Origin of the sequence: Buchnera aphidicola (Lipaphis pseudobrassicae) (assembly GCF_005081185.1) — a bacterium.
GTDB classification, from domain to species: domain Bacteria; phylum Pseudomonadota; class Gammaproteobacteria; order Enterobacterales; family Enterobacteriaceae; genus Buchnera; species Buchnera aphidicola_AD.
Genome location: NZ_CP034870.1, coordinates 458,307 through 470,025, shown reverse-complemented (window position 1 = coordinate 470,025; position 11,719 = coordinate 458,307). Strand labels below are relative to the sequence as shown.

The following is an 11,719-nucleotide window of genomic DNA, read 5'->3' as shown; positions in this document are numbered from 1 at the left end:
AACCATCTAAATCTATTCGAGATGGAGATGTCATAGCTCAATCTTACAATGTTCAACTTGATATATTACGATCTATAAAGAAAAACGCAAAAGAATATATTAAAAATTTTGAACAAGAACAAAAAGATAAATTAATGATTGAATCTTTAAAGATTAAATACAACAGTATCATTGGATATTATATTCAAGTACACAAACGTCATATCCACTTAGTTCCAAAACACTATAAACGAGTACAAACCTTAAAAAATACAGAGCGGTATAGTATATTGTTATTAAAAGAATATGAAAAAAAAGTTACTAATGCAGAAGTACAATCATTACGTTTAGAAAAACAATTATATATGGAAATTTTTGATATTATAAGACCTTTTTTAAATGATTTAAAAAACAGTTCATTAGCCCTTGCAGAGCTAGACGTATTAGTAAATTTAGCTGAACGTTCGATATCTTTAAACTACAAATGTCCCATTATGACGAAAAAATATGGAATTTCTTTGTTAAATAGTCGTCATCCGGTAATTGAACATTTTTTGACAACACCATTTATAAAAAATTCTATTGTTTTATCAAAAAAACAAAAAGTAATTATTATTACAGGACCTAATATGGGTGGTAAAAGTACCTATATGCGTCAAGTTGCACTTATTGTGATAATGGCTTGGATAGGAAGTTTTGTTCCTGCAGAATATGCTTTAATTGGTTCAGTGGATAAAATTTTTACAAGAATTGGTTCTGCAGATGATTTAAGTAATGGATGTTCAACATTTATGATGGAAATGACAGAAATATCTAATATTCTTCATAATGCTACATCTAATAGTTTAGTATTAATAGATGAATTAGGAAGAGGAACTTCGACTAATGAAGGATTAGCCTTATCTTGGTCATGTGTTAAATATTTAATTAATAAAAATAAATCTATGACATTATTATCTACTCATTTTTTTGAATTAACAAAATTAGCATTAAGTGAAAATTTTGTAAAAAATTTTCATTTTACTGCTATTGAAAGTAATGGTCATATAGCTTTTTTATATCAAATTAAAAATGGTGTTTCAAAAAAAAGTTATGCTATATCAGTAGCATCATTATCTGGATTACCTGATACAGTTATAAAAATTGCAAAAGAAAAATTAGTAGAATTAGAAAATATATAGTGTTTTTTTAATATTATTTTGAAATAATATAAAATTAATTTTTTATAAGTTATATTTCATTAAAAATATCACCTATTTAATATAATAAAATCTGGATTTTTAGTATGATACAAAATCAAAAAATGTTTAATATTTTACTTCCATTAAGTTCAGAGCAATTGAATCATTTAAAAGAATTAGAAATGACTTGTTCTGATATTCAATGTGCTTGGTTATCAGGTTATTTTTGGAAAAAAGCTAATCAAAATTCTAATTCATCACCTATCGAGAAAAAAAAAATTGATGAAGATCAACTGGTTACTATTATTTCAGCTTCTCAAACTGGTAACGCAAAATTATTATCTCATCGTCTGCATGAATATTTAAATAAAAATAATATAAAAAATCGTTTAATTAATGCTATTAATTATAAATTTAGAAAGATAAAAGATGAAAGAACGTTAATTCTGATTATTTCTACTCAAGGCGAAGGTGAAGTTCCAGAAGAAGCAATTTCTTTATATAATTTTATAATATCTAAAAAAGCTCCTAAATTAAACTATTTATCTTATAGTATTTTTGGATTAGGTGATACATCTTATAACTTATTTTGTCAAGCTGCAAAGAATTTTGATAATCGATTAAAAGAATTAGGAGCAATATCATTATTAGATAGAGTTGATGCTGATATTGAATATGAAGATGATTATGATAAATGGTCTCAAGAGTTATTAAAAACTATTAGTAGTAATTATATTAATTCAAAAACTTCTTTAAGATCTTTAAGTCAGAAAGACGATTTGAAAATAACTAATTTTTCTTATACTAAAAATAACCCTGCTTTAGGTACTATATTAACAAATCAAAGAATAACAGGACGAGATTCTACTAAAGAGATTCATCATATTGAAATTGATATAAATAATTTAAATATTAATTATACTCCTGGTGATGCACTTGGTGTTTGGTACAAAAATGATCCTAATTTAATTAATCAAATACTAAAATTACTTTCGATTAATCCATTAGAAAAAGTTAGCATTAAAAATAACATTACTACAATATTTGATGCTTTAGAAAATAGTTTTGAACTAACTGTAAATACAAAAAATATAGTACAAAGTTATGCTCATTTTTCAAAAAATAAATTTTTAAAGAATATTATTTCTGATGAAAAAAAATTAAATAAATATGTAACTAAAACTCCTTTAATTAGTATGATACATGATCATTCATCAAAAATATCTTCTCAGGAATTAATTAGTTTCTTGCGTCCTTTAACACCTAGATTATATTCTATTGCTTCATCTCAAGCTGAAACACATGATGAAATTCATATTACCGTAGGAGTCGTAAAAAAAATTGTTTCTGGATATGTTTGTTTAGGAGGTGCATCTGGTTATCTTTCAGGTTCTTTAAAAGTAGATGATAAAATAAAAATTTTTATTGAAAATAATGATAATTTTCGTTTACCTGCAGATAAAAATATACCCATTATCATGATTGGTTCAGGAACAGGAATTGCTCCCTTTCGTTCTTTTATGCAACAAAGAGATAATGATGGATCTAAAGGGAAAAATTGGATATTTTTTGGAAATCCTAATTTTACCGAAGATTTTTTATATCAAATAGAATGGCAAGAATACATAAAAAAAGGATTACTTACTAAAATGAGTTTAGCTTGGTCAAGAGATCAAGAACATAAAATATATATACAAGATAAAATTAAAGAAAATGGAAAAGAAATATGGTCTTGGATTAAAAATGGAGCTCAAATATATGTTTGTGGAAATGCTTCAAAGATGGCAAAAGATGTTGAAAAAGCATTATTAGATATTATTGCTAAATATAATAATATGAATATTGAAGATTCTACTGAATTTCTTAATGAAATGCGTTTAAATCAACGTTATAAAAGAGATGTGTATTAATGAAAAATAATTATAAAAAAACAATTTTAGAAAAAAAAATTACTGATGCAGAAAGAATTAAAAAAGATAGTAATTATCTTAGAGGAACAATTATAGATGATCTAAAAAATGAAATCACTAATGGTTTTACTGGGGATAACTTTTCACTTATTCGATTTCATGGCATGTATCAACAAGATGATCGCGACTTGCGTTTGGAACGACAAATGCAAAAATTAGAACCTCGTTATGCTATGATGCTTCGTTGTAGGTTACCAGGTGGTATTATTCAAGCAAAAAAATGGTTGAAAATTAATTATTTTGCTATTAAGCATACATTGTATAATACAATTAGATTAACAAATCGTCAAACTTTTCAATTTCACGGTATTTTAAAAAAAAAACTCAAAGATGCACATAAAATGCTACATGATATTGAATTAGATTCAATAGGAACAGCAAATGATGTAAATAGAAATGTACTTTGTACATCTAATCCAACAGAATCTTTAATTCATCAAGATGCTTATAAATGGGCAAAAAGAATTTCAGAATGTTTACTACCACAGACTAAAGCATATGTGGAAATTTGGTTAGATCAAAAAAAAATCCTTACAACAGATAAAGAACCAATTTTAGGAAAAACTTATTTACCAAGAAAATTTAAAACAACAGTAGTTGTTCCACCGTATAATGATGTAGATTTATACGCTAATGATATGAATTTTATTGCAATTGTAGAAAATAAAAAAATAATCGGATTTAATGTTTTAATAGGTGGTGGTTTATCTTTTATTCATGGAAATAAATTGACATGGCCATTTTTAGCTAAAGAAATAGGTTATATATCTACAGATAAAATTTTATCTGTTGCTAAATCTATAGTAATGACACAAAGAGATTGGGGGAATCGTACCGATCGAAATAATGCAAAAACTAGATATACCATTAATAATGTTGGTTTAGCAGAGTTTAAAAAAGAGATTGAAAACAGAGCAAATATTATTTTTGAATCAATTCGACCTTATACTTTTATAAGTAGAGGAGATAGATTTGGATGGACCAAAGGTATCAATAATAAATGGAATTTAACATTATTTATTCCTAACGGACGTATATGTGATAATAATGAAGTATTGTTACAATCTGGATTATTTCAAATAGCAAAAATACATGATGGTAATTTTAGGTTAACATCTAATCAAAATATAATTATTTCTGAGATATCTGAAAAAAATAAAGATAAAGTGGAAAAAATAGCTCAATCATATGGATTAATGAAAAAAACTAGTAATTTACGTTTAAATTCTATGGCATGTGTTTCTTTTCCTACTTGTCCCTTAGCAATGGCTGAAGCTGAACGTATTCTTTCTTATTTTCTTACTCAGTTGGAAAAGATCATGTTAAAATACAGAGTAGAAAAAGAAATAATAGTTTTTCGTATTTCTGGATGTCCAAATGGTTGCGGAAGATCTTTGTTATCTGAAATTGGTTTAATTGGAAAATCAATAGGTCGATATAATCTATATATAGGAGGAAATAGAATAGGAAGTCGTATTCCAACAATTTATAAAGAAAACATTACTGAAAAAGAAGTATTAATTCATCTAGAAAACTTGATTAAAAAATGGTCTATTGAAAGGGAACAAGAAGAAGGTTTGGGAGATTTTATCATTCGAAAAGAAATTGTAAAAAAAATTGTCAATCCTATTTATGATTTTTGGAACTAGTATGGAGTAAGCAAAATGTTAAAAATTGATATTCAAGACATTCGATTATTAAATTTAAAAAAAAAAATAAAATTTTATCCGAAATTAATATATTAATGTCGAGTTATTCTGCAGAAGAACGAGTTGTTTGGGCATTAGAAAATTTACCTGTAATACATATTATGTCATCTAGTTTTGGTATACAATCTATGATTTTATTGCATATCATGGTTAGTCAAAAACCTGATATTCCTATAGTATTAATTGATACAGGATACCTATTTCCTGAAACATATAAATTCATTGATTTTGTGAAAAAAAAATATGATTTAAATTTACAAGTTTTTAGATCTAATATATCTCCAGCATGGCAAGAAGCAAGGTATGGAAAATTATGGAAAAAAGGTATAAAAGGTATTAATTTTTATAATTATATTAACAAAGTACAACCAATGGAAAACGCTTTAAATACATTATCAGTACAAACATGGTTTGCTGGATTACGTCATGAACAATCAAAAAGTAGACAGTTATTATCTTATGTATCAATTCAGAAAGGAATCTTTAAGGTATTACCTATATTAGATTGGTCTAATGATAAAATATATGAATATTCAAAAAAAAATAATTTAGAGATTCATCCTTTATCAAAAGATGGATATTCATCTCTTGGAGATGTTCATACAACTGTTAAACATGTACCGGGTATGTTAGAAGAAGAAACACGGTTTTTTGGATTAAAACGTGAATGTGGTTTACATGAAGATTAAATTTGATATATGAAAACATTATTATAAGATAATAAAGTTATTAAGTGACTTTTTAAGTTTTTTATTTTTATTTTTTATCAATTAGATATAATTATAAAAATTTATTTTAAAAAGCATATTTTTTGCTTGATACAAAAATATTTTATATGTTATTTAAATATCATATTTTTTAGTGATTTTACAAAATTTTAATAATTTTATTTAAAAAAGGCAAACGTGAATTATCTTCCTCTTTTTTTGGATTTAAAATCTAAAAATGTGTTAATTATTGGTGCTGGAAAAGTAGGTTTTAATAAAATTACATTATTACTTCGTTCAGAAGCTAAAGTTAATGTTATTGCAAAAGAATTATGTTCAGATGTAAAAATTTTATTAGATGCAAATAAAATAAGGTGGATATCTAAAAAATTTGATTCATCTTATTTAAAAAAAATGTTTTTAGTGATTGCTGCTACAAACGATTTAAAATTAAATCAACATATATTTAAATCATGTAACGATCGTTGTTTATTCGTAAACGTAGTTGATGATAAATCAAAATGTTCTTTTATTTTTCCTTCTATTATTGATCGTAATCCTATTATTACTGCGATTTCTTCTGGAGGAACTTCGCCTGTTTTATTACGTTTATTACGTGAAAAAATTGAATCAATTTTACCAGCAAAATTAGGTGATGTTGCGACAATTTCAGGACAATGGAGGGATATAGTTAAAAAACGTTTTAATAATTTATTAGAACGACGTCGATTTTGGGAAAAATTGTTTCAAAGTGTTTTTGTAGAGCATATTTTAAATGGTAATAAAAAAAAAGCAACTGAAATATTAAATAAAACTATGAATCAAAATAGTATACTAAGAGGTGAAATAATTTTAGTAGGAGCAGGTCCTGGAGATAGCGGATTATTAACTTTAAGAGGTTTACAAGTACTTCAACAAGCAGATGTAGTTTTATATGATGCTTTAGTATCTCAAGATGTTTTAGATTTAATTCGTCGTGATGCAAAACGTATTTATGTTGGAAAACGTGCAGGTTTAAAAAACATTACTCAAGATGAAATTATTAAATTATTGATAGTATTAGCACAAAAAGGTAAAAAAGTAGTACGTTTAAAAGGTGGTGATCCTTTTATTTTTGGTCGAGGTGGTGAAGAAGTAGAAGCTGCAAAAAATGCAGGTATTGATTTTCAAATTGTTCCAGGAATAACTTCTGCTATTGGTATAGCAGCATATACTGGAATACCTTTAACACATCGTAAATATTCACAAGGTGTTATTTTTATCACAGGATATAAATGTAAAAATGGTCTTACAAGCGATTTTTCTATTTTATGTAATCCCTCATATACTTTAGTAGTATATATGGGTACTTTGCAGGCTATAGACATTGCTAAAAAACTAATTTCGTATGGTCGTTTGAAATCAACACCTATAGCTATTATTATAAAAGGAACAACTGTTAATCAAAAAGTTATTATCGGTCGCTTAGATGAAATAGAAAAGATAATTAGTTGTTCTATAGTAACTCCGGCTTTATTAATTATTGGCGAAGTTGTTCGTTTACATAAAAAATTAAGATGGTTTTATCCTTTAGATTCATTGCATGATACATATAATATATCTTCTATAATAAAATTTATTTAAGGAATAGTCATGTTTAAAGGAAATACTACTCATTTACGTCAATTAGAATCAGAAAGTATTTACATAATGAGAGAAGCAATTGCAGATTTTCAAAATCCTGTCATGTTATATTCTATCGGAAAAGATTCTTCAGTAATGCTTCATCTTGCAAAAAAATCTTTTTATCCTGGAAAGTTACCATTCCCTTTATTACATATAGATACTGGATGGAAATTTAAGGAAATGTATCAATTTAGAGACCATATTGCAAACACTTCTGGAATAGAATTAATAGTACATTCAAATTCACAAGGAAAACGATTAAATTTAAATCCATTTCAATATGGTGGAAGTAAATATACAGATGTTATGAAAACAGAAGGTTTAAAAGAAGCTATAAATAAATATAACTTTGATGCTGCTTTTGGAGGAGCTAGAAGAGATGAAGAAAAATCACGATCTAAAGAACGAATTTATTCTTTTCGTGATTCATTACATCAATGGGATCCAAAAAAACAGCGTCCTGAATTATGGTGGAACTATAATGGTCAAATTAATAAAGGAGAAAATATTCGTATTTTTCCATTGTCCAATTGGACTGAATTAGATATTTGGCAATATATTTTTTTAGAAAAAATAAAAATCGTACCCCTTTATTTTTCTGCTATACGTCCAGTTTTAGAAAGAGATGGGGCATTAATTGTTGTCGATGATCAACGTATTAAGATGCATAGAGATGAATGTGTAATAGAAAAAATGGTTAGATTTCGTACATTAGGTTGTTGGCCTTTAACAAATGCTATTGAATCAGAAGCAACAACTCTTGAAGAAGTAATTATGGAAACATTAGTAGTAAAAACTAGTGAACGAACAGGTCGAGCTATTGATAATGATCAAAAAAATTCAATGGAGTTTAAAAAAAGACAGGGTTATTTCTAAAAAAAGGGGTATTGTCAAAATGAAAACTAATATAAACAGTCATTTTCAACAATGGTTGAATTTACATCAAAAAAAAACTCTATTAAAATTTTTAACATGTGGTAGTGTAGATGATGGAAAAAGTACATTAATTGGACGTTTATTGCATGACACTAAACAAATTTATGATGATCAATTATCTTCTTTAAGAAATGATAGTAAGCGTCATGGCACTCAAGGTGATGAAATAGATCTTGCTTTATTAGTAGATGGACTTCAATCTGAACGTGAACAAGGAATTACAATCGATGTAGCTTATCGTTACTTTTCTACTGATAAAAGAAAGTTTATTATTGCAGACACTCCTGGGCATGAACAATATACATGTAATATGGTAACAGGTGCTTCTACATGCGATTTGTCTGTTTTATTAGTTGATGCAAGAAAAGGATTATCGAAACAAACTTATCGACATAGTTTTATTTCTACATTACTTGGAATAAAGCATTTAATTGTAGCTGTTAATAAAATGGATTTAATTGGCTATAAAAAAGATGTTTTTATAAATATAAAAAAAAAATTTTTAGAGTTTTCTAAAAAACTTTCTAACAATTTAAATATTTTTTTTATTCCTATCTCAGCTTTAATTGGTGAAAATATTGTTTTTAAAAACACTTTTATGCCTTGGTACAATGGTTTAACACTATTAAGGTTGTTAGAAACAATAAATATTAAAAACAATAGTCATTCAGAAGAAATAAGATTTTTAGTTCAATATATAAACCGTCCTAATTCAGATTTTCGCGGATATTCTGGAATATTAGTATCTGGAATGATTCATGTTGGACAAATGATTAAAATATTACCTACTAATATGACTTCTCGTATTGTACGAATTGTAACTTTTGATCAAGATTTAAAATATGCAAAAGTTGGTCAACCAATTACAATAGTTTTAAAAGATGAAATAGACATTAATAGAGGATATTTTTTTGTAAATATTAATTCTACTTTGAGACCTAATCGAGAAGCCATTATGAATGTTGTTTGGATGACAGAAAACTCATTGCTAGAAGGACAATCATACAACGTTAAATTATCAGGAAAAAAAACTCGTGTTTATATAAAAGAAATTTTATTTAAAATTGATATAAATACTTTAATAAAAAGAAAAAGCAGTTCTCTTTCTTTAAATAGTATTGGTCAAATTAGAGTAATGTTTAGTGATCCTGTTATTTTTGACGATTACAATGATAATCGAGCTACAGGTAATATAATTTTTATTGATCTTTTAACAAATATTACTGTAGGAGCAGGAATGATTAAAAGCAACTCGAAACAATACGAGGAAATACTACCAGATAATAAAAATAATTTTGAAACAGATTTACATAATTTAATTTGTCGATATTTTCCACATTGGAATATACCTAAATTAGTCAAAAAAAAGGTTTCTAATTAATATGAATGACAATTTTCATAATAATATTATTTGGCAAAAACACTCTATTACACGAATAAAACGTGAATATAAAAACGGTCATAAAGCAATTGCGGTATGGTTTACAGGATTATCTGGTTCAGGAAAATCAAGTATTGCTAATTTTTTAGAAAAGATATTATTTCAAAGAAAAATTAATACTTATTTATTAGATGGTGATAATATTAGATCTGGATTGTGTTCTGATTTAGGTTTTAATGTTTCTGATAGAGAGGAAAATGTTAGACGTCTTGGAGAAGTAGTTAAATTAATGTTAGATTCTGGAATGATAGTTTTAGTTTCAGTAATTTCACCATATAAGTATCAAAGAAAAATGATTTGTGAAATGTTAGGTAAAAAAGATTTTTTAGAAGTGTTTGTTAATACTCCTATTAGTATATGTGAGGATAGAGATCCTAAAGGATTATATAGAAAAGCTCGTATTGGAAAGATATCTGATTTTACTGGTGTTCAATCGAAATATGAACCACCAGAATCACCTGATGTACTTTTAGATGGTACTGATTCTTTAGAAAAGAATTCAAGAAAGTTAATTAAAGTATTGTATTCTTATAAAATTATACCTTTTTATTAATATTAATTTAATAGATTGAAATTAAATTTATTTATTTTTAATAAAAATTACTTATTTAGATTATAATATGAAAACATTAAAAATGTTTTTTTTAGTTTTATTAATTTGGTTACAATATTCTCTTTGGTTTGGAAAAAATGGTGTTTTTGATTACATTGTGGTATATAAAAAAGTTATTATAGAGACAAAAGAAAATATTGATCTTGATATTCGTAACAATCAAATTTTATTAGAAATTGATAGATTAAATAATGATATTAAAATTAAAAAAAAAATTTTTTAATATCTTTTTAATTATTTTTTTAGACTATTAGATATTAACAATGATTAAACATTATTTTTTTTTGGATATATAATGATCCTATTAAATTTATTAAAATCAAAAATTATTGCTATAGTTCCAGCTGCAGGTATTGGAAATAGAATGCAGTCAAGTTTACCAAAACAATATATCAAAATTAAAAATCGTACCATTCTTGAATATACATTAAAAACATTATTATTACATCCTAATATTATTCGTGTAATTGTAAGTTTGAATAAAAAAGACAATTATTTTCATAAATTACCTATATCATCAAATATTCGTATTACCTCTGTAATAGGTGGAAAAAATAGAATAAATTCAGTATTATCTGGATTAAAGGTAAAAACAAGTGCAAATTGGGTCATAGTACATGATGCAGTTCGTCCTTGTTTGAGTTATGAAGATTTAGATAAATTGATATCTGTTATTAAAATAAACCCCATAGGGGCAGTTTTGGCTAAACCGGTTTCTGATACTATAAAGTATAGTGATAAAACAAAACAAAAATTTTTATATACCATCAGTAGAAAAAATTTATGGCATGCTTTAACTCCTCAATTATTTCAAATAAATGTATTAAGATATTGCTTAAAAAAAATCATTCGAGATAAAATTAATATTACAGATGAATCATCAGCATTAGAGTATTATGGGCATAATCCATTATTAATTATAGGAAATAGTAGAAATATTAAAATTACTTGGCCAGAAGATCTTCTTCTTGCTGAATTTTATTTACACAATTATAGTGATTATTCAATAAAAAAAGAGATATTTTCATGAAAATTGGATATGGTTTTGATCTTCATCCTTTTGGGAGTAACAAACCTTTAATTATTGGTGGTGTTTTAATTCCTTATCCAAAAGGTTTAATTGCCCATTCTAATGGTGATGTATTAATACATACTATAATAGATGCATTATTAGGTGCAGTTTCTATGGGTGATATTGGAACATTTTTTCCAAGTAGCAACATAAAGTACAAAAATATTGATAGTAGGATATTATTGAGAGATATTTGGAAAAAAATTCAAACTATCAATTATTATTTATCTAATATTGACATTACTATTATCACAGAATCTCCAAATATATCATCTTATGTATTTCTTATGAGATCAAATTTAGCATCAGATCTAAGTACTAAAATAGATAATATTAGTATTAAGGCTACAACTGCTAAAAAAATAGGTTCCATTGGAAGAAAAGAAGCTATTGCTTGTCAAGGAGTAGTAATGCTTGTAAAAAAATATAAAAAAAATTTATTAAGA

Annotated in this window: 10 protein-coding genes and 1 pseudogene; all 11 read left to right on the top strand. The window is 25.8% G+C overall.

Going from position 1 to position 11,719, the window contains the following annotated elements:
- A partial coding sequence (gene mutS / locus D9V70_RS03285) for a DNA mismatch repair protein MutS (RefSeq protein ID WP_253254794.1) occupies positions 1 to 1,160 on the top strand: 1,160 nt, incomplete at its 5' end.
- A gap of 104 nt (positions 1,161 to 1,264) precedes the next feature.
- A complete protein-coding gene (locus D9V70_RS02210; protein WP_437177660.1) occupies positions 1,265 to 3,070 on the top strand; it encodes an assimilatory sulfite reductase (NADPH) flavoprotein subunit in 1,806 nt (601 codons plus the stop codon).
- Complete coding sequence (gene cysI / locus D9V70_RS02205; protein WP_158356117.1) at positions 3,070 to 4,779, top strand: assimilatory sulfite reductase (NADPH) hemoprotein subunit; 1,710 nt, start codon at positions 3,070 to 3,072, stop codon at positions 4,777 to 4,779. Before D9V70_RS02210 ends, cysI begins: the two co-directional genes overlap by 1 nt.
- Positions 4,780 to 4,794: 15 nt before the next feature.
- A pseudogene (locus D9V70_RS02200) lies at positions 4,795 to 5,528 on the top strand (phosphoadenylyl-sulfate reductase).
- Positions 5,529 to 5,744: 216 nt separating this feature from the next.
- A complete protein-coding gene (cysG, locus tag D9V70_RS02195; protein ID WP_158356115.1) occupies positions 5,745 to 7,169 on the top strand; it encodes a siroheme synthase CysG in 1,425 nt (474 codons plus the stop codon).
- A 9-nt stretch (positions 7,170 to 7,178) separates the two neighbouring features.
- Positions 7,179 to 8,087: a sulfate adenylyltransferase subunit CysD gene (cysD, locus tag D9V70_RS02190; RefSeq protein ID WP_158356114.1), complete on the top strand. Its 909-nt coding sequence runs from the start codon at positions 7,179 to 7,181 to the stop codon at positions 8,085 to 8,087.
- Positions 8,088 to 8,106: 19 nt separating this feature from the next.
- Positions 8,107 to 9,528, top strand: a complete 1,422-nt coding sequence (cysN, locus tag D9V70_RS02185) for a sulfate adenylyltransferase subunit CysN (protein WP_158356113.1) — start codon at positions 8,107 to 8,109, stop codon at positions 9,526 to 9,528.
- Between the two features lies 1 nt (position 9,529).
- Entirely contained in the window at positions 9,530 to 10,141 is a 612-nt protein-coding gene (cysC, locus tag D9V70_RS02180; RefSeq protein WP_158356112.1) for an adenylyl-sulfate kinase, read from the top strand.
- A gap of 67 nt (positions 10,142 to 10,208) precedes the next feature.
- Positions 10,209 to 10,424 carry a septum formation initiator family protein gene (locus D9V70_RS02175; RefSeq protein WP_158356111.1) on the top strand — a complete coding sequence of 72 codons (216 nt, stop codon included), beginning with the start codon at positions 10,209 to 10,211 and terminating at the stop codon, positions 10,422 to 10,424.
- Between the two features lie 72 nt (positions 10,425 to 10,496).
- Entirely contained in the window at positions 10,497 to 11,231 is a 735-nt protein-coding gene (gene ispD, locus D9V70_RS02170) for a 2-C-methyl-D-erythritol 4-phosphate cytidylyltransferase (protein ID WP_158356110.1), read from the top strand.
- Positions 11,228 to 11,719 (top strand): 2-C-methyl-D-erythritol 2,4-cyclodiphosphate synthase (gene ispF / locus D9V70_RS02165; protein ID WP_158356291.1); only part of this gene is annotated, 492 nt, incomplete at its 3' end. The genes ispD and ispF, both read left to right, overlap by 4 nt.

Coding starts and splice junctions, on each gene's coding strand:
- D9V70_RS02210 (WP_437177660.1), top strand. CDS start 1,265: ATGATACAAAATCAAAAAATGTTTAATATTTTACTTCCATTAAGTTCA.
- cysI (WP_158356117.1), top strand. CDS start 3,070: ATGAAAAATAATTATAAAAAAACAATTTTAGAAAAAAAAATTACTGAT.
- cysD (WP_158356114.1), top strand. CDS start 7,179: ATGTTTAAAGGAAATACTACTCATTTACGTCAATTAGAATCAGAAAGT.
- cysN (WP_158356113.1), top strand. CDS start 8,107: ATGAAAACTAATATAAACAGTCATTTTCAACAATGGTTGAATTTACAT.
- cysC (WP_158356112.1), top strand. CDS start 9,530: ATGAATGACAATTTTCATAATAATATTATTTGGCAAAAACACTCTATT.
- D9V70_RS02175 (WP_158356111.1), top strand. CDS start 10,209: ATGAAAACATTAAAAATGTTTTTTTTAGTTTTATTAATTTGGTTACAA.
- ispD (WP_158356110.1), top strand. CDS start 10,497: ATGATCCTATTAAATTTATTAAAATCAAAAATTATTGCTATAGTTCCA.